Annotated in this window: 18 protein-coding genes; 5 read left to right on the top strand and 13 right to left on the bottom strand. The window is 71.2% G+C overall.

What is annotated here, in order from left to right; genetic code table 11:
- Window positions 1-134: 134 nt before the first annotated feature.
- Together OHA05_RS25735 and OHA05_RS25730 are read left to right on the top strand one after the other, a co-directional pair.
- A complete protein-coding gene (locus OHA05_RS25735; protein ID WP_328861828.1) occupies window positions 135-1331 on the top strand; it encodes a PucR family transcriptional regulator in 1197 nt (398 codons plus the stop codon).
- A gap of 185 nt (window positions 1332-1516) precedes the next feature.
- On the top strand, window positions 1517-2482 hold the full coding sequence (locus tag OHA05_RS25730) for a phosphotransferase family protein (protein WP_328861827.1): 966 nt from the start codon (window positions 1517-1519) through the stop codon (window positions 2480-2482).
- Between the two features lie 80 nt (window positions 2483-2562).
- On the opposite strand, the gene OHA05_RS25725 is transcribed toward OHA05_RS25730, so the two are convergent.
- Window positions 2563-2715 carry a hypothetical protein gene (locus tag OHA05_RS25725; protein ID WP_313943917.1) on the bottom strand — a complete coding sequence of 51 codons (153 nt, stop codon included), beginning with the start codon at window positions 2713-2715 and terminating at the stop codon, window positions 2563-2565.
- A gap of 3 nt (window positions 2716-2718) precedes the next feature.
- Here OHA05_RS25725 and OHA05_RS25720 point away from each other — a divergent pair, with 3 nt between their 5' ends.
- On the top strand, window positions 2719-2973 hold the full coding sequence (locus tag OHA05_RS25720; RefSeq protein WP_313943918.1) for a hypothetical protein: 255 nt from the start codon (window positions 2719-2721) through the stop codon (window positions 2971-2973).
- Window positions 2974-3041: 68 nt separating this feature from the next.
- Here OHA05_RS25720 and serA read toward each other — a convergent pair whose 3' ends face one another.
- The 6 genes from serA to OHA05_RS25690 form a co-directional block, all read right to left on the bottom strand.
- Window positions 3042-4634: a phosphoglycerate dehydrogenase gene (gene serA, locus OHA05_RS25715; RefSeq protein ID WP_313943919.1), complete on the bottom strand. Its 1593-nt coding sequence runs from the start codon at window positions 4632-4634 to the stop codon at window positions 3042-3044.
- A 287-nt stretch (window positions 4635-4921) separates the two neighbouring features.
- The gene (gene ilvC / locus OHA05_RS25710; RefSeq protein ID WP_313943920.1) at window positions 4922-5923 is read right to left on the bottom strand and encodes a ketol-acid reductoisomerase; all 1002 of its coding nucleotides are present in this window, start codon (window positions 5921-5923) and stop codon (window positions 4922-4924) included.
- 104 nt (window positions 5924-6027) lie between these two features.
- The gene (ilvN, locus tag OHA05_RS25705) at window positions 6028-6552 is read right to left on the bottom strand and encodes an acetolactate synthase small subunit (protein WP_005311534.1); all 525 of its coding nucleotides are present in this window, start codon (window positions 6550-6552) and stop codon (window positions 6028-6030) included.
- Between the two features lie 34 nt (window positions 6553-6586).
- Complete coding sequence (locus OHA05_RS25700) at window positions 6587-8455, bottom strand: acetolactate synthase large subunit (protein ID WP_313943921.1); 1869 nt, start codon at window positions 8453-8455, stop codon at window positions 6587-6589.
- Window positions 8456-8674: 219 nt separating this feature from the next.
- Window positions 8675-11485, bottom strand: coding sequence for a putative bifunctional diguanylate cyclase/phosphodiesterase (locus OHA05_RS25695; protein WP_328861826.1), 2811 nt, complete (start codon window positions 11483-11485; stop codon window positions 8675-8677).
- Between the two features lie 316 nt (window positions 11486-11801).
- The gene (locus tag OHA05_RS25690; protein WP_328861825.1) at window positions 11802-12752 is read right to left on the bottom strand and encodes a 2-hydroxyacid dehydrogenase; all 951 of its coding nucleotides are present in this window, start codon (window positions 12750-12752) and stop codon (window positions 11802-11804) included.
- Window positions 12753-12841: 89 nt separating this feature from the next.
- Here OHA05_RS25690 and OHA05_RS25685 point away from each other — a divergent pair, with 89 nt between their 5' ends.
- Window positions 12842-13840 (top strand): aldo/keto reductase, encoded by a 999-nt coding sequence (locus OHA05_RS25685; RefSeq protein ID WP_328861824.1) that lies wholly within the window; start codon window positions 12842-12844, stop codon window positions 13838-13840.
- Between the two features lie 105 nt (window positions 13841-13945).
- Window positions 13946-15109 carry a PQQ-dependent sugar dehydrogenase gene (locus tag OHA05_RS25680; RefSeq protein ID WP_443043777.1) on the top strand — a complete coding sequence of 388 codons (1164 nt, stop codon included), beginning with the start codon at window positions 13946-13948 and terminating at the stop codon, window positions 15107-15109.
- Window positions 15110-15311: 202 nt separating this feature from the next.
- Here OHA05_RS25680 and OHA05_RS25675 read toward each other — a convergent pair whose 3' ends face one another.
- The 6 genes from OHA05_RS25675 to OHA05_RS25650 all read right to left on the bottom strand — a co-directional run bounded on the left by OHA05_RS25675 (window position 15312) and on the right by OHA05_RS25650 (window position 23205).
- Complete coding sequence (locus OHA05_RS25675; RefSeq protein WP_328863456.1) at window positions 15312-18374, bottom strand: helix-turn-helix transcriptional regulator; 3063 nt, start codon at window positions 18372-18374, stop codon at window positions 15312-15314.
- A gap of 95 nt (window positions 18375-18469) precedes the next feature.
- Window positions 18470-18640 (bottom strand): hypothetical protein, encoded by a 171-nt coding sequence (locus OHA05_RS25670; RefSeq protein WP_313943925.1) that lies wholly within the window; start codon window positions 18638-18640, stop codon window positions 18470-18472.
- Between the two features lie 197 nt (window positions 18641-18837).
- Complete coding sequence (locus OHA05_RS25665; protein WP_313943926.1) at window positions 18838-19641, bottom strand: GNAT family N-acetyltransferase; 804 nt, start codon at window positions 19639-19641, stop codon at window positions 18838-18840.
- A 79-nt stretch (window positions 19642-19720) separates the two neighbouring features.
- Entirely contained in the window at window positions 19721-20332 is a 612-nt protein-coding gene (locus tag OHA05_RS25660) for a hypothetical protein (protein ID WP_328861823.1), read from the bottom strand.
- A gap of 70 nt (window positions 20333-20402) precedes the next feature.
- Window positions 20403-20960, bottom strand: coding sequence for a GNAT family N-acetyltransferase (locus tag OHA05_RS25655; RefSeq protein WP_313943928.1), 558 nt, complete (start codon window positions 20958-20960; stop codon window positions 20403-20405).
- 37 nt (window positions 20961-20997) lie between these two features.
- The gene (locus OHA05_RS25650; RefSeq protein ID WP_313943929.1) at window positions 20998-23205 is read right to left on the bottom strand and encodes an MMPL family transporter; all 2208 of its coding nucleotides are present in this window, start codon (window positions 23203-23205) and stop codon (window positions 20998-21000) included.
- Window positions 23206-23275: the final 70 nt, after the last annotated feature.

Genomic DNA, 23275 nt, shown 5'->3' with positions numbered 1-23275 from the left:
TGAACGGATCCGGAACGGCACGAAGAACCACCGTGAAACCTAAGGATCGCTCCGATCGTCTGCCATCGACAGCTGTCACGCATCCGTGTCCGCGATCTCATACATATGTCTGAAGGGCGTGCCAGAATATCGGCATGAAGGGCGACTACCAGGAACTCGTGGACGAGATCTCGGCGCTGCTGGCCGTTCCGGCGACGCTGGAGAACCGCGATTTCGGGCTGATCGCCTTCGGTGCGCACGACAGCGACGACGACACCGCGATGGACCCGGTCAGGACCCGTTCGATCCTCACCCGCAAGTCGACACCCGCTGTCCGCGCCTGGTTCGAGGGCTTCGGCATCACCCGGGCGACCGGTCCGGTCCGCATCCCGGCCTCCCCCGATGCGGGGGTGTTCCGGGACAGGATCTGCCTGCCCGTACGCCATCGGGGCATCGTGCTGGGTTACGTCTGGCTGCTCGACGCCACGCCGGGCCCGACCCCCGCGCAGCTGTCGGCGGCCATGGAGGTCACCGAACGCATCGGCACCCTGCTGGCGGACGAGGAGCGTGCGGGCGCGGACCTGTCGCGGGAGTTCCGTGCGGTGCTGACGGCGGAGCGCGACTGGCACTACGACATGGCGGTCGCGGACCTGCGCACGGCGCTCGGGAGCGGTCCGGGCCCGGAGGGCCCGCACGCGGTGGTGTGCGTGTCGCCCTGGCCGGCCGAGGACGCGCCCGCGCCGCGCTCCCTGCCGGGGGTGGCGGCCGTGTCCACGGTGCCCCGGTCCGGCGCGCTCCCGGCCCCGGCGTCCGCCGAGGCGGGCGCCCGGCTCGCCGCCCTGGTGCGACTGCGGACCGCCGAGTCGCCCGCCCCCGCACTCGCCGTTGCCGAACGGCTGCTCGCGGCGGCCGGTACCGCGACCGTCGGGATCGCTCGTGCCCGCCAGGGGCTCACCGGCCTCAACGCGGCCTGGCAGGAGGCGACTTCGGCCGCCCGGGCCGCCCGGGCCCAACCCCGTCTCGGGCCGGTCGCGCAGTGGTCGGAGATCGGCCCGTACCGCATGCTGACGGCGCTGCCCGCGGAGACGGCCCACGACCCCGTGGTCGCCGCCCTGTTGACCGGCTCCCACACCGAACTGGCCCATACCGCAGAGGAGTTCCTCGACTGCGCGGGCCAGGCGAGCCGCACGGCGTCCGCGCTCGGCATCCACCGGCAGACGCTCTACTACCGTCTCTCCCGCGTCGAACAGCTCACCGGCCTCGACCTCTCACAGGGCGAGGACCGCCTGCTGCTCCACATGGCGCTCAAGGCGGCGCGGCTCCAGGGAGGTCCGGGATCCGCAGTTTCGTGAGCACTTCCGCGTGATCATGGGCACCGTTCGAGCACTTCCGCGTGCGGGCTCGCCCGATCCATCAGCCAAGTCCCAGGCGTCGACAAGGCAGTTGGCTTCTTGGCTTCCAGATCACCGACGCTCCGGGCCAAGGGACCGTCCGCCGATGACGTGGATAACCTGCTGCCATGGTTGCGGGCGAGGAGATGGTGCACACCGGCGCAGATCCTGATGGCCAGGGCTGGGGCGCGACGCGCGCTTGGGTGGAGAAGAGGCTGTCCGGGTCGGAGCACATCGCAGGGGTTGTGAGACTGCGTGGCGGTTGGACGTCGGAGATGCGCCGTCTGGACATCTGTGGGCCGAGCGGCAGACGCTCGCTGGCTCTGCGGTCGTTCGTCAAGCCCTTCTTCGTCCGCCATGCGGAGGGGTTGCTCACCCGCAAGGCAGCTGTTCTGCGCCTGCTGGGCGGAACGAATGTGCCTGCGGCCACGCTGATTGCCGTGGATGCGACGGCGCAGTTCTGCGACCACCCCTCCTTGCTGATGTCCTTGCTGCCCGGCAGCGTCCGCCTGGGAGACGCGGGGGCCGGCCGGCGCGCCGAACTTCTGGCCGGCCAGTTGCAGCGCATCCACCGGCTGTCGGTGACCGAAGAGGACCGGCCTCGCACCTACCAGGCGTGGACTGCTCCTGACCGGGTGACCGTGCCCGAAGACACGCAGCAGCCCGACCTGTGGCAATGGGCTGCGGACGTGATCCGCCGCGAGCCCCCGGACTACCAGGCCTGCTTTCTGCACCGAGACTTCCATCCCGGCAATGTCCTCTTCGCGGGCGACGGCAACAGTCTGCGGATCAGCGGTGTCGTCGACTGGGTGGAAACCTCTTGGGGACCGGCCGACCTGGACGTGGCCCACTGTTCGACGGCCCTCGCGTTGCTGCACGGGGTGCCCGAGGGCATGCGCTTCGCCGACCTGTACGCAGCGGCAGGAGGCAGGCTGTCCGAAGACCGCGCCGCCCATCTCTACTGGCGACTGCTGGACGCCCTGGCCTACGCTCCGGACGCCGAGAAGCTTGCTGCCCCCTGGCGGGAGCTGGGCCGTGCCGATCTGACCTCCACGGTGCTGACCAGACGGCTGGAGGGGTACCTTCAGGCTCTTTTCGACCGCTACGCCTGAACCCCGCGTCGGCGGCGCACACTTTCGCGGAACCTGCAGGAGTCCCGGCCGCCCGCCCCCTGACCGCTGGTGAAACGCCGTCAGCCGCGGTCCTCCATCACGGCCCGCAGCCCGTTCGTCAGGTCGTCGGCGGACGAGGCGGTGTCCGGGTCCACCAGCCACTGGATCATCACGCCGGCCAGTGGCGCCTGGTAGAACAGGCCCGCCACCCGGGCCTTCTCGGGATCCGCCACCGGGTGGACGCGGTCCGCGAGACGCTGGGCGGGGCGGCCGCCGTCGCCGGTCAACTGCCGGGCAGGCTCGGCGAATCGGTGCTGGCGGTGGCCCGCGACGCCTTCGTCCACGGCATGCAGCTCGCGGCCGTCGGCGCGGCCGTCGTGCTGGTCGCGGCCGCGGTCCTGGCCGCCACCCTGCTGCGGAACGCCACTCCCCCGCAGACGGTGCGAGCGGCACACGACCCGGGACGGGACGGCCCGGCCGGCGCCCGCTGACACGGAGCAACGCGAAGGGCCCGGCTCACTCCGGTGAGCCGGGCCCTTCGGCGTACAACGACAGGCGGTCAGTCGGTGAGGTTCACCGAACGGGCCGAGACAGCGCCGATCTCGTCCGCGATCTCGGTCAGCACCTGCTGCGGCACGGTGTCGTCCACGGTGAGCACGACGAGCGCCTCGCCGCCCTCCTCCGCACGCGACACCTGCATGCCCGCGATGTTCAGTCCGGCCTCGCCGAGGATCCGGCCGACGGTGCCGACGACACCGGGGCGGTCGTCGTAGCGCAGGACGACCATGTGGTCGGCGAGCGCCAGGTCGATGTCGTGGTCACCGATCGCGACGATCTTCTGGAGGTGCTTGGGACCGGCCAGCGTGCCGGAGACCGCGACCTCCTCGCCGCCCGACAGGGTGCCGCGGACGGTGACGACGTTGCGGTGGTCCGGCGACTCGGAGCTGGTCGTCAGGCGCACCTCGACACCGCGCTCCTGCGCGAACAGCGGGGCGTTGACGTAGCTGACGGTCTCGTCGACGACGTCCTCGAAGACACCCTTGAGCGCGGACAGTTCCAGCACCTTGACGTCGTGCTGGGTGATCTCGCCGTAGACCTCGACGTCGAGACGGACCGCGACCTCGCCCGCGAGCGCGGTGAAGATCCGGCCGAGGCGCTCGGCCAGCGGCAGACCGGGCTTGACGTCCTCGGCGATCACGCCGCCCTGGACGTTGACCGCGTCCGGGACGAGTTCACCGGCGAGCGCGAGACGCACGGAGCGGGCGACCGAGACGCCGGCCTTCTCCTGTGCCTCGTCGGTGGAGGCGCCGAGGTGCGGGGTGCAGACGACCTCGTCCAGCTCGAAGAGCGGGGAGTCGGTGCAGGGCTCCTTGGCGTACACATCGAGGCCGGCACCGGCGACGCGGCCCTCCTTGAGCGCCGAGTACAGCGCCTCCTCGTCGACGATCCCGCCGCGCGCGGCATTGACGATGCGGACGGTCGGCTTGACCTTGTGCAGCGCCTCGTCACCGATGAGACCGAGGGTCTCGGGGGTCTTCGGCAGGTGGACGGTGATGAAGTCCGAGACCTCGAGCAGCTCGTCGAGCGAGAGGAGCTTGACACCCATCTGCGCGGCCCGCGCGGGCTGGACGTAGGGGTCGTACGCGACGATCTTCATGCCGAAGGCGGACATCCGCTGCGCGACCAGCACGCCGATGCGGCCGAGGCCGACGACGCCGAGGGTCTTCTCGCTGAGCTCGACACCTGTGTACTTGGACCGCTTCCACTCGCCGTTCTTCAGGGCGGTGTTGGCCTGCGGGATGTTGCGGGCCGTGGCGACCAGCAGACCGCAGGCGAGCTCTGCCGCGGTGACGATGTTGGACGTCGGCGCGTTGACGACCATCACGCCGGCCTTGGTGGCGGCGGAGACGTCGACGTTGTCCAGTCCGACGCCGGCGCGCGCGACGACGCGCAGCTTCCGGGCCGCGGCGATGGCCTCGGCGTCCACCTTGGTGGCGGAACGGACGAGAATCGCGTCCACATCGGCGATGGCGGGGATCAGCTCCGCGCGGTCGGCGCCGTTGCAGTGCCGGATCTCGAAGTCCGGGCCCAGCGCGTCGACGGTGGCGGGCGACAGCTCTTCAGCGATGAGTACGACAGGTTTCGAGCTCACGTGTGTCCTCACAAGTCCATGGGGCCCCCGCCCGTGCGCCACGCGCTACGGGGGAGAGCGGCCGTCCCGACGGCCGCAGGCGGTGGAGGGGCAAGCCGCGTGGAAGACGCACGACACTGTGGGCCTGACGCGTATGTGTTGAGAAGTGTAGTGGTGCTTCGGCGCAGGTCTTACGCCTCCGAGGCAGGATCACCCGTCCGTGGTCAGCCGGAATGGAGCAGCGGCCGGACCGCGGCGGGGTGTGCGACGGGGGCCGGGACTCTGTTGTCCCGGCCCCCGTCCGCGGCTCACGCCTCGTCGTTGTCGACCCAGCTCATGAGCTTGCGCAGCTCCTTGCCGGTGGTCTCCAGCAGCGACTCGCTGTCGGCCTTCTTGTACTCGTTGTACTTCTTCAGACCGCCGTGGTACTCGTCCATCCAGTTCTTGGCGAAGGTGCCGTCCTGGATCTCGGCGAGAACCTTCTTCATCTCGGCCTTGGTCTGGTCGTTGATGATCCGCGGGCCGGTGATGTAGTCGCCCCACTCGGCGGTCTCGGAGACCGACCAGCGCATCTTCTCCAGGCCGCCCTCGTACATGAGGTCCACGATCAGCTTCAGCTCGTGGAGGCACTCGAAGTACGCGATCTCCGGCTGGTAGCCCGCCTCGGTCAGGGTCTCGAAGCCCGCCTTGACGAGCGCGGACGCACCGCCGCAGAGAACGGCCTGCTCGCCGAAGAGGTCGGTCTCGGTCTCCTCGGTGAAGGTCGTCTTGATGACACCGGCGCGGGTGCCGCCGATGCCCTTGGCGTACGACAGCGCCAGCTCGAAGCCCTTGCCCGTGGCGTCCTGCTCGACGGCGGCGATACACGGAACGCCGCGGCCCTCCTCGTACTGACGGCGGACCAGGTGACCCGGGCCCTTCGGGGCGACCATGGCGACGTCGACACCGGCCGGCGGCTTGATGAAGCCGTAGCGGATGTTCAGGCCGTGGCCGAAGAAGAGCGCGTCGCCGTCCTTGAGGTTGTCCTTGATGGACTCCTCGTAGACCTGGGCCTGGATGGGGTCCGGGACGAGGATCATGATGACGTCGGCCTCGGCGGCGGCCTCGGCCGGCGTCACCACGCGCAGGCCCTGCTCCTCGGCCTTGGCCTTGGACTTGGAGCCCTCGTGCAGACCGACGCGGACGTCGACGCCCGAGTCACGGAGCGACAGCGCGTGGGCGTGGCCCTGGCTGCCGTAGCCGATGACCGCGACCTTGCGGTTCTGGATGATGGACAGGTCGGCATCGTCGTCGTAGAACAGCTCGGCCACTGGAATATCTCCTTGGTGTGCAGGTGTGCGTCCCACCGTACGGCGGGGTCGGGGGCGGAAGTGCGACGGTCTCGCGATGCGAGCAGAGCGCGGGGCGGGCGCTGTCAGGCGCTGCGGTCCAGAGCACGCAGGGACCGGTCGGTGATGGACCGGGCACCGCGCCCTATGGCGATCGTGCCGGACTGGACGAGCTCCTTGATGCCGAACTGCTCCAGCATCTTCAGCATCGCCTCGAGCTTGTCACTCGAACCGGTGGCCTCGATGGTGACCGCCTCGGGTGAGACGTCCACGGTCTTGGCGCGGAACAGCTGGACGATCTCGACGATCTGCGAGCGCGTCTCGTTGTCGGCGCGGACCTTCACCAGCACGAGTTCGCGCTGGATCGCGCCGCCCGGTTCGAGCTCGACGATCTTCAGGACGTTGACCAGCTTGTTGAGCTGCTTGGTCACCTGCTCCAGCGGCAGGTCCTCGACATTGACCACGATGGTGATGCGGGAGATGTCGGGGTGCTCGGTGACGCCCACGGCGAGCGAGTCGATGTTGAAGCCGCGGCGGGAGAACAGGGCGGCGATCCGGGCGAGGATGCCGGGCGTGTTCTCGACCAGAACGGAGAGCGTGTGCTTGGACATGGTCGGTTTCTCTCTACTCGTTCTCTGGGCGCGCTCAGTCGTCTTCGTTGTCGCCGAAGTCGGGGCGGACCCCGCGGGCGGCCATGACCTCGTCGTTGGAGGTGCCGGCGGCGACCATCGGCCACACCATGGCGTCCTCGTGGACGATGAAGTCGATCACGACCGGGCGGTCGTTGATCGCGTTCGCCTCGGCGATGACCTTGTCCAGATCGTCCGGGGACTCGCAGCGGATCGCGTGACAGCCCATGGCCTCGGACAGCTTGACGAAGTCCGGGACGCGGGTGCCGCCGCTGGACTGGCCCGCGACGGCGATGCCGTTCTCGGGGCCGGAGTGCAGCACGGTGTTGGAGTAGCGCTGGTTGTAGAACAGGGTCTGCCACTGGCGGACCATCCCCAGGGCGCCGTTGTTGATGATGGCGACCTTGATCGGGATGTTGTTGAGCGCGCAGGTGGTCAGTTCCTGATTGGTCATCTGGAAGCAGCCGTCGCCGTCGATCGCCCAGACGGTGCGGTCCGGCATGCCGGCCTTGGCACCCATCGCGGCCGGGACCGCGTACCCCATGGTTCCGGCGCCGCCGGAGTTGAGCCAGGTGGCGGGCTTCTCGTAGTCGATGAAGTGCGCGGCCCACATCTGGTGCTGGCCGACGCCGGCGGCAAAGATCGTGCCCTCGGGCGCGAGTTGTCCGACGCGCTGGATGACCTGCTGCGGGGACAGACTGCCGTCGTCCGGCTGGTCGTAGCCGAGCGGGTAGGTGTCGCGCCAGCGGCTGAGGTCCTTCCACCAGGCGCTGTAGTCGCCGGTGCGGCCCTCGCTGTGCTCGGCCTGGACGGCCAGCACCAGGTCGGCGATGACCTCGCGGGCGTCGCCGACGATCGGGACGTCGGCTGTGCGGTTCTTGCCGATCTCGGCCGGGTCGATGTCCGCGTGCACGATCTTGGCGAACGGGGCGAAGCTGTCCAGCTTGCCGGTGACACGGTCGTCGAAACGGGCTCCGAGGGCGACGATCAGGTCGGCCTTCTGCAGCGCGGTGACGGCGGTGACCGCTCCGTGCATGCCCGGCATTCCCACGTGCAGCGGGTGGCTGTCGGGGAACGCGCCCAGCGCCATCAGGGTGGTGGTGACGGGGGCTTCGGTGAGCTCGGCGAGAACCTTCAGCTCGGCGGTGGCGTTGGCCTTCAGAACGCCGCCGCCGACGTACAGGACGGGCCGCTTGGCCTGGGTGATGAGCTTGGCGGCCTCACGGATCTGCTTGGCGTGCGGCTTGGTCACCGGACGGTAGCCGGGCAGGTCGGTCTGCGGCGGCCAGCTGAAGGTGGTCCGCGCCTGCAGGGCGTCCTTGGCGATGTCGACGAGGACGGGACCCGGGCGGCCGGTGGAGGCGATGTGGAAGGCCTCGGCGATGGTGCGCGGGATCTCGTCGGCGTTGGTGACCAGGAAGTTGTGCTTGGTGATCGGCATCGTGATGCCGCAGATGTCCGCCTCCTGGAAGGCGTCCGTGCCGATGGCCTTGGAGGCGACCTGGCCGGTGATCGCGACCATGGGGACGGAGTCCATGTGCGCGTCGGCGATCGGGGTGACCAGGTTGGTGGCGCCGGGGCCCGAGGTGGCCATGCAGACGCCGACCTTGCCGGTGGCCTGCGCGTATCCGGTGGCGGCGTGCCCCGCGCCCTGCTCGTGGCGGACCAGGACGTGGCGCACCCGCTGCGAGTCCATCATCGGGTCGTACGCGGGGAGGATGGCGCCGCCGGGGATGCCGAACACCGTGTCGGCCCCCACTTCCTCGAGAGAGCGGATGAGGGACTGCGCGCCCGTGACGTGCTCAACTGCAGCGGTCTGGTGTCCGCCGGTACGGGCCCGCGGCTGCGGATGGTGGGCCCCGGTGGCCTGCTCGGTCATCGGCATTCTCTTCTCGAAGCTGAGGGTTTATGCGAGGACTGCTCGTTTTGTGCGGTATGACGGTGGTGCCGGTGCAACAAAAAACCCCTCGTGCCATGAGGCAAGCGAGGGGAGCGCGTCGGGAGGGGTCTGCGGGCCGTCATGGCCCACTCAGCCGACGCGCTTTCCAAGTACGAGAATTCGGGTGCGCATGGCACAGACCCTCCCCCCGACGCGGGGGGAGTGTCAAGTGGGTGGGACGCGCGTCTCACCATGTGATCCGCTCTGAGCCGGTAGAGCGCCACCCGTCAGCACCGGCAGAGCGATGCCGCCGGGCACCGGGAACTCGTCGCGGACCAGCGCTCTGCGCAGCCGGTACTCGTCCAGCGCGCCGGAGAAGGCCATGCCCTGACCGTGTGTGCATCCCATGGCGCGCAGCGCGAGAACCTGCTCCGGCACATCCACCCCGTCGGCCACGGACTGCATCCCGAGGTCGCAGGCGATGCGCAGCAGACCGCTGGTGATCTTGTGCAGACGCGCCGACTCGACGACGCCCTCGACCAGTCCTCTGTCCAGCTTCAAGACGTCCACCGGCAGTCTGCGAAGGGCGTTGATGGCGGCATAGCCGCTGCCGAAGCCGTCGAGGGCGATCCGCACGCCCAGCCGGCGCAGCGAGACGAGGCGCTGCTCCAGCTCGTCGAACGAGATCCGTGGATCGCTGTCGGCCAGTTCGATGATCAGCGCGCCCGACGCCAGTCCGTGCCGGGTCAGCAGCGCCTCGATGGAGCCGAGCGGCATCGATCTGTCCAGCAGTCCCCGCGCGGAGATACGGACGGAGACCGGTACCCGGTGGCCGATTCTGCTGCGCTCGGCGGCCTGCTCCACCGCTTCCTCCAGCAGCCAGCGGCCGAGCTCCGCGGTGCGGTCGCCGTCGTCGGCGACCCGCAGGAACTCCGCGGGCGTGAACAGGATGCCCTGGGTGGAGCGCCAGCGGGCCTGCGCCGCGACGGCCTCGATCCGGCCGGTGGCCAGGCTCACCACCGGCTGGTGGAGCAGCGCGAACTCGCCCTCGTGCAGCGCGCTGCGCAGCCGGGCGGCGAGTTCGGAGCGGCGGACCACCTCGGCCTGCATCTGGGGTGCGTACAGCTCGACGCGGTCCTTGCCGCCGGCCTTCGCGCGGTACATGGCGAGGTCGGCGTTGCGCATCAGGTCGGTGGGGGTGATCGAGGGCTCGGCGAAGGCCACCCCGATGGAGGCGGCCACCCGCACTTCGCTGCCGTCGATGCGGTACGGCTGCGAGAGCGTGAGACGCAGCCGGTCGGCGATCTCCCGGACCTGGGACTCGCGGGCCGACTCGTCGCGGGTGCCGTCACCGAGGATCAGGGCGGCGAACTCGTCCCCGCCGAGCCGCGCGGCGGTGTCCCCCGCGCGGACGGACTCGGCCAGCCGGCGGGCCGCCTGGATCAGCAGCTCGTCGCCCGCTTGGTGGCCGAGGCGGTCGTTGACCCCCTTGAAGCCGTCGAGGTCGATGAAGAGCACGGCGGTGCCCGGGTCCCCGGACCGCCGGCCGGTGAGGGACTGCCGGACGCGCTCGGTGAACAGCGCCCGGTTCGGCAGGTCGGTGAGGGGGTCGTGTTCGGCGTTGTGCTGCAACTGGGCCTGGAGTCTCACCCGTTCGGTGACATCGCGGCTGTTGAAGATCAGGCCGCCCTGGTGCCGGTTGACCGTGGACTCCACGTTGAGCCAGTCGCCGGTGCCGGAGCGGAAACGGCACTCGATCCGGGTGGTGGGCTCCTCCGCCGGAGGAGCGGCGAGAAATCGCCGCACCTCGTGGACGACACGTCCGAAGTCCTCGGGATGGATGAGCGAGGCCAGTTCCGAACCGATGAGCTCGTCCGCCTCCCGGCCGTACACACCGGCGGCGGCGGGGCTCACATAGCGCAGGATGCCGGTGGAGGCCGCGATCATGATGACGTCGCTGGAGCCCTGTACCAGGGAGCGGAAGTGGTTCTCCTTCTGCGCCAGTTCATGGGTGAGCGCGATGTTGTCGAGGAGCATGATGCCCTGCCGGACCACCAGGGCGAGCACCACCGTGCAGCCGGTCAGGACGACGACACGGTCGACCCGCCGGCCCTCGACAACGTTGTAGAGGATGCCGAGGGTGCACACCGCGGCAGCGAGGTAGGGCGTGAGCGCGGCCAGGGAGCCCGCGACCGGGCGGCTGGGCAGACGGGGGCCTCGCGGTCCTCCGGGCGCTTCTGCGGTACGCCGCGCGCCCCAGGGCGCGTAGGCCAGCAGCAGTGAGCCGGCGAACCAGCCGGCGTCGAGGATCTGGCCCGAGCGGTAGCTCTCCCGCAGCAGCGGCGAGGTGAACAGCGCGTCGCACAGGACGGTCAGGGCGAGCGCGGCGATGGCGGTGTTGACGGCGGAGCGGTTGGTGGCCGAGCGCCGGAAGTGCAGTGCGAGCACCATGCTGACCAACACGATGTCCAGCAGCGGATAGGCCAGGGACAGCGCGGCGGGCGCCACGCTCGCCTCCTGGACCTGCGTGGAGTGGGCGAGCGCGAGGCTCCAGGAAAGGGTCAGCAGCGAGCCGCCGATCAGCCAGGCGTCGAGGGCGAGGCAGACCCAGCCGGCCCGGGTGACGGGGCGCTTGGCGAGGACCAGGAGCCCGACGATGGCGGGCGGCGCGAAGCAGAGGAAGAACAGATCGGCGATGGACGGGCTCGGTACCTCACGGTCGAGCACGACCTCGTACCAGCCCCACACGGCGTTCCCCGCGGATGCCATGGCGGAGGAGACCGCGAACAGCACCCAGGCGGGACGAAAGCGGCTCTGCCCGCTGCGCGCATAGAGGAAGCAGGAGACCGCGGCGATCAGGGCGGCGGCACTGAGGCCGAAGTCGCCCATGATCAGCGCCAGTTCGCGGGAGCCCCAGCCGAAGGCCGCGCCCACGCCGTATGCCGCGCAGACGCCGGCCAGCACCAGTTGCGGGACCAGCCCCGAGCCCTTGCCGGGGACCGCCCGGCGGGCCATGAGCGCTCCCGGCGCGCTCACCGCGCCACTCCTCGCGGAGCCGGCGTCGCACCGCCGCCCGGAGGAGGGTGCAAGGGTGGTCGTCGGCGGCCCTGCCGCGTCGGATCGTTCGTCCATTGGCCGTACATCGCCCGTCGCCCCCCTCGAAGTCTGCTCGGCAGTCAGGTCGCGTCACTGCGCCGCCCCTCGCCCGGCACAGCCCCCGAGTCCGGACGATACACCAGGATCGTCACTCTGGGATATAGCCCCTCTACTCTCCGTGACCGTCGCTCGTGTCACCGGCACGCGCTGCAACCGAGTGACTTCACAGAGTTTCCGCATGTGGCGGAGTGTTCGTTCATTCAGTTGTGAGCACGACGTTGCGTACGGGGTCCCCTGCCGCGAATCGGGTGACTTGTCCGGCCAGCAGCCGCTTGGCACGCGGCATGAACGCCGAAGTGGAGCCGCCGACATGGGGGCTGATGAGTACGCCGGGAGCGTGCCACAGCGGATGCCCGGACGGCAGCGGCTCCGGGTCGGTGACGTCCAGGGCGGCCGTCAGCCGGCCGCTGCCGAGCTCCGCGAGGAGGGCCTCGGTGTCGACGACCGGGCCGCGCGCGACATTGACCAGAAGGGCGCCGTCCTTCATCTCGGCGAGGAAGCCCGCGTTCACCAGGCCCTTCGTCGACTCGGTCAGGGGCGTGGACAGAATGACCACGTCCGCTTGCGGCAGCAGGGCCGGCAGATCGGTCAGTGCGTGCACCTCGCCGCGCTCCGAAGCGCGTGCGGAGCGCGCGACGCGCGCCACCCGCGCGCATTCGAATGGCACGAGCCGGTCCTCGATTGCCGCTCCGATCGAGCCGTACCCGACGATGAGCACCGACTTGTCGGCCAGCGCCGGATAGAAGCCCGCCCGCCATTCCTCCTTGTCCTGACCGTGGACGAAACCGGGGAAGCCGCGCAGGGAGGCGAGGATCAGGGCGAGCGTGAGCTCGGCGGTCGACGCCTCGTGGACGCCCTGGGCATTGCACAGCCGTACACCCGGCGGCAGCGAGCCCACGCCCGGCTCCACATGGTCGATACCGGCGGAGAGCGTCTGCACGACCCGTACGGAGGTCATGGCGGGCAGCGGACGCACCGCGACCTCCATGCCCTTCATGTAGGGCACCGCGTAGAAGACGCAGTCCGCCGGGTCGGCGGGGAAGTCCGGACCACCGTCCCAGAAACGGTAGTTCAGACCGGACCCGGCGGGGTCCGGGAGCCCGTCGATCTCGCCGGCCGGAATGGGGAGCCACACGTCTGAAGTCATGGTCAGGAGGCTAATGGTCGTGAGGCTGCGCGCAGGGCGGGCCGGCGCATTGGTTAGTTTGGGGTCGGCCGACGGAGGGATACGGGCAGTTGGAGCGCAGGACAATCGGTGCGGCGGCTCTCGAGACGGGTGCCGTCGGACTCGGCTGTATGCCGATGAGCTGGGCGTACAGCACCTCCCAGCAACGCGGCGACCGCTCGCTGCGGACGGTGCACGCCGCGCTGGACGCCGGCTCCACGCTGCTGGACACGGCCGACATGTACGGGCCGTTCACCAATGAACTGCTGGTCGGCCGGGTGCTGAAGGAGCGCCGCCGCGACGCGTTCGTCTCGACCAAGGTCGGCCTGCTCGTCGGTGATCAGCACGTGGTCGCCAACGGCCGTGCGGGCTATGTGAAGCGGGCCTGCGATGCATCGTTGCGCCGGCTCCAGACCGATGTGATCGACCTCTACCAACTGCACCGCGCCGACCCCGAGGTCCCCGTCGAGGAGACCTGGGGAGCGATGGCGGAACTGGTGGGCGCCGGGAAGGTGCGCGCGCTGGGACTGTGCGCGGTCGGGGCCCGTGCGTCGCGGCGCTCCGGCGCGCATCTGTACGAGGGAACGATCCGCCAGCTGGAACGCGTCCAGCAGGTCTTCCCGGTCAGCGCCGTGCAGGCGGAACTGTCGGTGTGGTCCCCGGACGCGCTGGAGCGGCTGCTGCCGTGGTGCGAGGCGCGCGGAGTGGGCTTCCTGGCGGCCATGCCGCTGGGGAACGGGTTTCTGAGCGGGACGCTCACGCCGGGGCAGGGCTTCGAGCCGGACGACGTACGGGCACGGCATCCGCGGTTCACGGCCGAGATGATGGCGGCGAACCAGCCCGTCGTCGCCGGCCTGCGGCGGATCGCGGAGCGGCACGGCCCGGACACCACTCCCGCGCAGGTGGCACTGGCCTGGGTGCTGGGCCGGGGGCGGCATGTGGTGGCCGTTCCGGGGGCGAAGCGGGAGCGATGGGCGGTGGAGAACGCGGACGCGGTGCGGCTGGCGCTGTCGGCCCGGGACGTGGCGGAGGTCGCGGGACTGCCGCCGGCACGCGGATCTTGGGACTGACGGCAACTCGTGCGGTCCGGTCGGGAAGATCGGGAACCTCGGGGGCCCGGGCGGTGTAGGAAGGGTAGTCAGGCAGCTTCCGCAGCCGTCGAAAGGATCAGTCCTGTGCCACGTCCCGCAGTGACGGCCGTGCTGGCCGCTGCCCTCCTGGTGTTCACCGCCGGGTGCTCGTCCGATGACGGCACGCCCCCGGGCGACCGGTCGGGGGCGACCGCGAAACCGGCCCCGACCGGGTCCGCGTCCGGCGGTGCGGCGAGTCCCTCCGCGCCTCCGGCGAAGGGCTCGGCGAAGGTGGTGTCCACGCTCACCGAGAACCTCAAGTCCCCCTGGGGCGTGGCCGCGCTGGCGGACGGCGACCTGCTGGTGGGCTCGCGCGACGAGGGGACGGTCACCCGCGTCGACGTGGAGACCGGGAAGCAGACGGAGATCGGCTCGGTGCCGGGTGTCTCCCCGGAGGGCGAGGGCGGGCTGCTGGGCCTCGCCGTCTCCCCGAGCTTCGCCTCCGACCACCAGGTGTACGCGTACTTCACCACCGCGTCGGACAACCGCATCGCCCGCATGCTGTACGACGAGCGGAAGCCGCCCGGCCAGCAGCTCGGGGCCCCGGACACGGTGCTGCGCGACATTCCCAAGGGCTCCATCCACAACGGCGGACGGATCGCGTTCGGCCCCGACAAGATGCTCTACGCGGGCACGGGCGAGACGGGTGAGACGGGGCTCGCGCAGGACAAGAAGTCGCTGGGCGGCAAGATCCTGCGGATGACCCCGGACGGGCAGCCGGTGCACGGCAATCCGGACGCCGACTCGGTCGTCTACTCGTGGGGGCACCGCAATGTGCAAGGGCTGGCCTGGGACTCCGAGAAGCGGCTGTGGGCATCGGAGTTCGGGCAGAACACCTGGGACGAGCTGAATCTGATCGAGCCGGGAAAGAACTACGGCTGGCCGGAGGTCGAGGGCAAGGGCGGCGGGTCCGGCTTCGTGCAGCCGGTGGCGGTCTGGAAGACGTCCGAGGCGTCCCCGAGCGGTATCGCGTACGCGCGGGGCTCGATCTGGATGGCGGGGCTGCGGGGCGAGCGGCTCTGGCGGATCCCGCTGGCGGGCACCAAAGCCTCGGCGGACCCGCAGTCGTTCCTGGAGGAGGAACACGGCCGGCTGCGCACCGTGCTCGCGGTGGGCGGCTCCGATCTCTGGCTGGTGACGAGCGAGACGGACAACAGGGGCACGCCCGCGGCGGGCGACGACAAGATCCTCAAGGTGGACGTCACATAGGCGCCACGTAGCGGCGTCCTGGGGGCGCCCCACCACCCGCCCCGGGCGCGGGCACCCCCGGGCGGCCGCCGGGCGCCTCGACGGCCCGCCCCGTGCAAGCCGAGCCTTGCCGTTCAGGCCGAGCCTTGACCGTTCAGGCCGAGCCCTACGGCCCGTTCAGGCCGAGCCCTACGGCCCGTTCAGGCCGAGCGCCACGGCCCGCTCAGGCCGAGGCCGGTTGGTCCTCGTCCGGCGTCGGGAACAGGCGCAGGCGGTGTGCCAGCGCCGCCGCCTCGCCGCGGCCCGAGACGCCCAGCTTGGCCAGGATGTTGGAGACGTGCACGCTCGCCGTCTTCGGCGAGATATAGAGCTCCTCCGCGATCTGGCGATTGCTCCGTCCCGCCGCCACGAGCCGCAGGACGTCCTCCTCGCGGCGGGTCAGACCGAACACCGGGCCAGGGGCGGCCGGAGTCGCGGCCGGGGCGGTGGGCGGGGCGTCGGCCAGGGAGATCCGGGCACGCTGGGCGAGCAGCGCGATGTCCTCGGAGAGCTGACGGGCGCACAGCCCCCGCGCCGTCTCCGCAGCCTCGCGCAGCAGTGTCGCCGCGCGGGTGCGGTCCGAGGGCAGCAGGGACTCCGCCCAGCGCACGCGGACCTGTGCCAGGTCGTAGGGGAAGTCCACGGCCTCGAAGGCGACGCCGGCCTCTTCCCAGTCGGCGGCCGTGTCCTGGCCGCCCGCGCGCAGCAGTTCGGCCCGTACCCACCGCTCGTGGGCCGTCCAGACGGGGACGGCGGTGACCAGGGTGCGGGCCGCCTTGCGGATGCGGTCCAGGGCCTCGGCGCGGCCCGGTGCCGCCGCGGGCAGGCCACGGGTGTCGGCCTCCAGCGTGGCCGCCGCGCGCAGCAGAGGCCAGGCATACCTCTGGGTGCCCGGCGGGAAGCCGGCCTTTGCCGCCCGCTCGAACTCCGTCCGCGCCTCCGTGACCCGTCCCTGCGCCGCCGCGATGCCCAGTGCGATCACGTCCAGCGGGAGTGAGCTCTGCGGCATGGGGTCGTGCGGCCCGAAGTGGGCGCGCGCCGCCTCCAGATGCTCCGTGGCCCTCCCCGTGTCACCGCGGGCCAGGGCCAGGGTCGCGAGCCGGGTGGCCGCGTAGCCCCGGGGTTTGGGGCTGAGCCCGATCCGCAGGGCCCGTTCCGCAGCCTCCAGCGTCTCGTCCCAGCGGCCGAGCGACTGGTACGACTCGGCCAGGTTGCCGAGCATCCACGCCTCGGTGTCGCACAGACCGTACTTGCGGGAGAGCGTGACGCCTTCGGTGAGCACGTCCACCGCCTCCGCCGAGCGGCCGATGCCCTCCAGTACGGACGGGAGGTTCACATGGGTGCGGCCGATGAGCGAGGGCAGATCGAGACGCACGGCACGCTCCTTGACGAGGTACATCTCCGCCAGCCCCTCGTCGACATGACCGGCGTCGACCAGCAGACTGCCGTGCGTCAGACGGGCCCGGAGTTCGTTGTCCTCCTCGCCGACCATGCGGGCGTACTCGACGGCGCGCTCGGCGGTCGCCAGACTCCCCGGGCCGGGGGCGTGCACCATGCCCCAACTGGCCGCCTCGGCGAGCACCTCCGCGTGCACCGGGGACGGCGGCAGTCCGCGCACCAGTTCCTGGGCGTCGGCGAGTTCGGCCCAGCCGTCGCCGCGGCCCAGCGAGGAGACCAGCAGGGAGCGCTGGAGGGAGAACCAGGCGCCGCGCAGGGGGTCGTCATCGGCCTCCGCGAGCCGCTGCCCCCGTTTGGTGATCTTCAGGGCTCGCTCGCGTTCGCCGCACAGGCGCCCGGCGACCGCGGCCTCCGCCATCAGATCGAGGAAGCGCAGTGGTGTGGTCTGCGGGTCGCCGCCGCACGGAGGGTAGGCCTCCGCGTAGTCCAGGGGCCGCAGCGCCGCCCGTACATCGGCGGGGGCGCTGTCCCACAGCTCCATCGCCCGCTCCAGCAGCCGCAGTTGCTCGGAGTAGGCATGGCGGCGGCGGGCCTCGACCGAGGCGGCGAGCACCGCGGGTAGGGCCTTGGCGGCGTCGTGCGCGTGGTACCAGTAGCTGGCCAGCCGCATGACGCGCTCCTCGTCGCGTACGAGCGTGGGATCGGCCTCCAGCGCCTCGGCGTAGCGCCGGTTGAGCCGGGAGCGCTCGCCGGGCAGCAGGTCGTCGCTGACGGCCTCGCGGGCCAGGGAGTGCCGGAAGCGGTAGCCGTCGCCGTCCGGTGTGGCCAGCAGGATGTTGGCACCGACGGCGGCTCGCAGGGCCTCGATCAGGTCGTCCTCGGAGAGCCTGGCGACGGCGAACAGCAGCCCGTACTCCACGGTCGAGCCGCCCTCGGCGACGATGCGCGCGACCCGCTGGGCGTCCTCGGGCAGCGCTTCGATGCGCACGAGCAGGATGTCCCGCAGCGAGTCGGGCAGACTCGGGCAGCGGTCGGCCATGCTGCGCGCCAGTTCCTCGACGAAGAACGCGTTGCCGTCGGAGCGCTCGAACACCCGGTCCACCATGGCCGGTTCGGGTTCCGCAGCAAGGATTCCGGCGAGCTGGCGGTGCACCTCACCGCGGTTGAACCGGGTCAGCTCGACGCGCTGCACGGTCCGCATACGGTCGAGCTCGGCGAGGAAGGGCCGCAGCGGATGGCGGCGGTGCACATCGTCGGAGCGATAGGTCGCGATCACGACCAGCCGGCCGCGCCGCAGCGTGCGGAAGAGATAAGCGAGCAGATGACGGGTCGACGCGTCGGCCCAGTGCATGTCCTCCAGCACCAGGACGACCGTGCGGTCCGCGGCGATCCGCTCCAGCAGCCGGGCGGTCAGCTCGAAGAGACGCGCCATGCCCTCCTCGTCGTGCCGGCTCCGCTCGTGACGCTCCCCCAATTCGGGGAGCAGCCGCGCCAGTTCGTGCTCCTGGCCCGCGGCCGCGGCGGCCAGCTCCTCGGGCAGCTGCCGGTGCAGGGCGCGCAGCGCCGTCGAGAACGGCGCGAACGGCAGCCCGTCCGCGCCGATCTCGACGCATCCCCCGACCGCCACGACGGCGTCGCGACGGCACGCCTCGGCGAGCACTTCCTCGACGAGACGGGTCTTGCCCACCCCGGCCTCACCGCCGACGAGCAAAGCCTGCGGCTCGCCCGCGGGGCTCCCCGAGGCACCGCCGCCGGCCGCGCGGGCGAGCGCGTCGGTGAGCACCGACAACTCCCCCGCACGCCCCACGAACACCGGACTCACGGACATGGTCTCCACGGTGCCGAGCATCGCACAGGGCTCCGACAACGCGGCGGGATCCCTGTCTGCGGCCCTGCCCTCGGCCCTGATCGGTACGACGGTCACGGTCGGACGGCCCGGCCGGTTCAGGCGGCCCGGACGAAGTGTTCCCTGAGCCGGCTCACCGGCCCCTCCCCGTCCTTGGCCGACCGCCTCGCGGCACGGCGGGCCAGTCGCACCTGGCGCACCAGGCGCTCGGTCTCGGCCTCCCGGATGAGCTCGGCCCGGCGGATCGATGCGATCTCGTACTCGAACATCTCGTACTCCCTGGTCGGATTCTTCGGTGGTCCTGCCGGCTTTCCGCCGTGCCACCAATCTCGTCCCCCAGGGGGGTCGCTCACATCGGGAGAGTGCCGCATCTTCGCCGGGGCGGGGGCCTTAGACGGGCCGTACGGCCGTCGGGTAAGGCCTAAGGCCCGCTCGCGTACCGCCTCAGGGCGCGCTGCGAGGGGCCTCAGACGGCCGGTCGCGACGGGTGGACGCGCTGCTCGTAGAGGTAGGGCGTCGTGGTGGTGAGGACGGCGAATCCGAGCCGCTCAAGAATGGGGCGGCTCTGGTCCGAGGCATCGACCTGGAGGTAGCGGTAGCCCTTCGCCGCGGCGAGGCGGGCGCGGTGGGCGACCAGCGCACGGTAGATGCCGCGGCCCCGCCAGGCCTCGAGGGTGCCGCCGCCCCACAGGCTCGCGAACCCGGTGCCGGGGTGCAGTTCCATCCGGGCCGCGCAGACCGGCACGTCACCGGCCATGGCCAGGGTCATCAGGACGGTGTCGGGTGTCCGCGAGAGCTGTGCGAGGAGCTGGTCGCGCAGTTTCGCCGCACTGGTGCCGAAGGCCTGCTCGTGCACCTCGGCCATCAGCTCCACACCCGCGGGGTCGGTGACCTCCACGAGCCGGATGCCGTCGGGGAGCGTGGTGGGGGCCGGAAGAGCGGCGGTCTCGGCGACCATCAGCGTCTCCTCGGGCTCGGGCGTGAAGCCCGCGGCCCGCAGCCGGGCACCGAGGTCGCCGGGCCGGTCGTAGGCGTACAGCTTCCACTCGAAGTCGCGTCCGAGCGCGGTGAAGTACGCGATCTGTGCGGCGATGGCCGCGTCGGCGGTGGCGGCGTCGAGACCCGACCAGACGACGCCGTGCCAGTCGTCGTCGGAGCCGCTCTCCCGGATCACGTCGCCGGCCCGCCGCAGCCGGGCCTGTGGCCCGTCGGCGCCGGTGCGCCGACGGAGCCTGCGGTCGAACAGCCGGAGTGCTTCCTCATGGTCCATCCGCACAGGGGAACACCCGGCAGGGGTTCGGGGCACCGGATTTACCGGTGCCCGGTGCCCCGGGGTGGCTGCCCTGGGCTCAGGACCCGGCGCTGGGCAGGGCCAGGATGATGTCGAAGTACATGCCGATGGACACGATCAGTCCGAGGGCGCCGAGTGCGGCTCCGGCCACGGCGACGGCGGGTACCCAGCCGGACTTCCGGGGCCGGGTGAGGACGACGAGCCCGATGATCAGCGCGAGCAGCGCGAAGACGCCGTTGCTGAGGGCGGTGGTGTGCCAGGCGTCGCCGTAGATCGCGGAGATCTGGTCGGCCGGGGAGCCGCCCTGGGACGTCTTGATCTGGCCGATCAGGGTCTGCCGCTCGGCGGCGACCCGGCCGATCCAGCTGCCGCTGAGGCCGACGACGCCCAGTCCCGCCGCGAAGACGGCTCCGGCGGACGCGACGAGGCCGGAGGACGCACGCGGCGTCGGTCCGTCGTCGTCCGCATCCGGCCGCTCGTCGTCGATGTCGTCCAAGACCGCGGTGTCGTGCTCGTCCCCCACGGTCTCCGCGGTCGTACCTGCGGTCTTCCCCGACGTCCCGGGGGCCGCGACGGCCGTGTCCTCGGCCTTCGTGTCGACAGCGCCGGTACCGGCCGCCGCCGGCTGCGTCGTCTTGTCGGTGGTCTTGTCGGTTTCGGTGGGGTTCATGGGGCGCACGCTAGGCGGCTTGTCTGAGAGTCCCCTTAACGAGCGCGGCCGGGCGGGAAGGCACGGCCGGTCAGCGGCTCCGCAGCTCCCGCCACTCCGGCGCCAGGACCGACCAGACCTCCATGTCGTGCCGTACTCCCCGGTAGGGGAACGCGTCCCGCAGCACGCCCTCCCGCGTCATCCCGAGCCGTTTGGCGACATTGACGCTCGCGGTGTTCCCGGAGGCCGCCATCCACTCGACGCGGTGGATTCCCCGCTCGACCACGGCCCAGTCGATCAGCAACCGGACCGCCCGGGTGACGAGCCCCTTGCCGACGGCCGCCGGTTCGAGCCAGCAGCCGACCTCGCAGTACTCCAGGGCGGCGTCGAAGACCCGGAAGAGCACACCGCCGACCAGCGTCCCGTCCAGCCAGATGCCGTAGATCCGTCCGCCGTCCGCCGCCTGCTTCTCCGCGTAGGAGTGCAGGAAGGCCCGGGCCGAATCGAGGTCCGTGGCCGCGGCGGCGAGGGCGATGAACTCACCGATGAACTCACGCCCGCGGTCCATGTGGGCGAGGAACTCCTCGGCCTGCCACGGCTCCAGGGGGCGCAGTTCCGCCGCCTCGTCGCCCAGGGATATCGCGAACATCGGAGCTCCTTCGGCCCGTCATGGCACGAGCTGCCCGTCATGGCACGAGCTGCCCGTCCTCGCTCGTGCGCTGCCCTGGGATCCTCGCATGCGAACGGATGTCGGGGGCTTCGATACTGATCCTCGGCAGCCGGCGGTCGAGCCAGCCGGGGAGCCACCAGTTGGCACCGCCGAGCAGGTGCATGAGGGCGGGCACCAGCAGCGTGCGCAGGACGAAGGCGTCCAGGGCGACGGCCGCCGCGAGCGCGATGCCGAACATCGCGATGACCCGGTCGCCGCTGAGGACGAAGGCGAGGAAGACGGAGATCATGATGACGGCCGCGGAGTTGATCACCCGGCCGGTCTCGGCGAGCCCGACGCGCACGGCCCGGCAGTTGTCGCCGGTCTCCAGCCACTCCTCGTACATCCGGCTGACCAGGAAGACCTGGTAGTCCATCGAGAGTCCGAAGAGCACCGAGACCATGATGACCGGCAGGAAGGGCTCGATGGGGCCCGCCCGGCCGAGTCCCAGGAGCTCACTGCCCCAGCCCCACTGGAAGACGGCGACGACGATGCCGAAGGACGAGGCGACGGCGGCCACATTCATCACGGCGGCCTTCAAGGGGATGCCGACCGAGCGGAACGCCAGCAGCAGAAGCAGACAGCCGAGGGCGATGACCACGCCCACGAAGAGGGGCAGTTTGCCGACGATGATGTCGGCGAAGTCGTCGTAGCTCGCGGTGACTCCGCCGACGTACACGGCGAGCGACGTGCCGTCGGTGGCGGCCGGCAGGACGTCGTCGCGCAGCCGGTCCACGAGTTCGCTGGTGGCCTTCGACTGGGGCGCGGACTCCGGTACGACGGGGAGCAGGGCCGTGTCGCCGCTGCCGTTGTACGTCACGGGACCGGCCGACGCGACGCCTTCCGTGCCGCGCAGGGTGCCCGCCAGGGTGTTCATCGCGAGCCGGTCGTCGGCGCTGTCGAGGCGGGCGACGAGGGTGAGGGGTCCGTTGACGCCTGCGCCGAACCCGTCGGCGAGCAGGTCGTACGCCTGCCGGGTGGTCGCGGTGGAGGCGTTGTTGCCCTGGTCCGAGGTGCCGAGGTGGAGCGAGAGGGTCGGAACCGCGAGGACCAGCATGACGACGGCCGCGACGCCTCCCAGCAGCTTCGGCCGGCGTTCCACGAACGCGGACCAGCGGGCGGCGAACCCGGAGGGCAGTTCTCGCCGGGGGCCGCGCCTGGCCAGTCGGCGCCGTTCGCGTGCGCCGAGCGCGCGCATGCCGATGAAGGACAGCAGGGCGGGCAGCAGGGTCACCGAGGCGGCCACCGTCAGAACGACGGTGAGGCATGCGGCGATCGCCACGCCGTTGAGGAAGTCGAGCCGCAGGATGAGCATGCCGAGCAGGGCGATGCAGACGGTGGCGCCGGCGAAGACCACTGCTCGCCCGGTGGTGGCGACGGCGTTGTGGGCTGCCTCCGCGACCGGCAGCCCGCGGCGCAGGCCCGTGCGGTGTCTGGTGACGATGAACAGCGCGTAGTCGATACCGACGCCCAGCCCGATCAGCAGCCCGAGCATCGGCGCGAAGTCGGCGACGGTCATCACATGGCCGAGCAGGACGATGCCCGCGTACGCCGTGCCGACGGAGACCAGGGCGGTGGCGATCGGCAGCAGACTGGCCGCGAGGGAGCCGAAGGCGAGGAACAGGACGACGGCCGCGACGGCCACCCCGACGACCTCGGCGGCATGCCCCGGCGACGCCGATTCCGTGCGGACGACCGCACTGCCGCCGAGCGCGACCTGGACCGTGTCCGTCTCGGCGGCTTCGGCGGCGTTGACGACCGCTTCGATCTGCGGCAGCGGAATGCCGTCGGCCTTCTGCGTGAAGACGACGGTGGCGAAGGCGGTGCGTCCGTCCTCGCTGATCTGCCCCACGCCCTCGGAGCCGTACGGGCCGGTGACGGCGGCGACTCCGTCGAGCCCGGCGACCTCACCGAGCATCCGGGACATGCGCTGCCGGACCTCGGCGGCCCGGACGCTGCCGTCCTCGGTGTGCCAGACGACGGTGTCGGAGTCGCCGCCCCGGCCGGGGAAGCCGGCGTCGAGCAGCGCCGTGGCGCGGCCCGACTCGGTGCCGGGGACGTCGTAGTCGGTGGAGTACGCGGAGCCCGCGAACCCCGCGGCGGCGGCGGCGCCCCCGAGGGTGAACAGCCAGAGGAGTACGGCGACGAGCCGGTGCGCGACGCACCAACGGGCAATGGCTGCCAACGGACTGCTCCCCGGATGGTTCGTGGATCTTTGTCCGGGAACAGCCCGCAAAGAACTCATGACCTACAAG

Source organism: Streptomyces sp. NBC_00306 (genome assembly GCF_036169555.1).
Lineage (GTDB): Bacteria > Actinomycetota > Actinomycetes > Streptomycetales > Streptomycetaceae > Streptomyces > Streptomyces achmelvichensis.
Note: the sequence above shows the minus strand (reverse complement) of the source record. Positions and strands in the feature narration are given on the sequence as shown.

Excerpts from the sequence above, each read along its gene's own strand:
- OHA05_RS25735 (WP_328861828.1), top strand. The coding sequence starts at position 135 with ATGAAGGGCGACTACCAGGAACTCGTGGACGAGATCTCGGCGCTGCTG.
- OHA05_RS25730 (WP_328861827.1), top strand. The coding sequence starts at position 1,517 with ATGGTGCACACCGGCGCAGATCCTGATGGCCAGGGCTGGGGCGCGACG.
- ilvN (WP_005311534.1), bottom strand. The coding sequence starts at position 6,552 with ATGTCCAAGCACACGCTCTCCGTTCTGGTCGAGAACACGCCCGGCATC.
- OHA05_RS25700 (WP_313943921.1), bottom strand. The coding sequence starts at position 8,455 with ATGCCGATGACCGAGCAGGCCACCGGGGCCCACCATCCGCAGCCGCGG.
- OHA05_RS25690 (WP_328861825.1), bottom strand. The coding sequence starts at position 12,752 with ATGACTTCAGACGTGTGGCTCCCCATTCCGGCCGGCGAGATCGACGGG.
- OHA05_RS25675 (WP_328863456.1), bottom strand. The coding sequence starts at position 18,374 with ATGCTCGGCACCGTGGAGACCATGTCCGTGAGTCCGGTGTTCGTGGGG.
- OHA05_RS25670 (WP_313943925.1), bottom strand. The coding sequence starts at position 18,640 with ATGTTCGAGTACGAGATCGCATCGATCCGCCGGGCCGAGCTCATCCGG.
- OHA05_RS25665 (WP_313943926.1), bottom strand. The coding sequence starts at position 19,641 with ATGGACCATGAGGAAGCACTCCGGCTGTTCGACCGCAGGCTCCGTCGG.
- OHA05_RS25660 (WP_328861823.1), bottom strand. The coding sequence starts at position 20,332 with ATGAACCCCACCGAAACCGACAAGACCACCGACAAGACGACGCAGCCG.
- OHA05_RS25655 (WP_313943928.1), bottom strand. The coding sequence starts at position 20,960 with ATGTTCGCGATATCCCTGGGCGACGAGGCGGCGGAACTGCGCCCCCTG.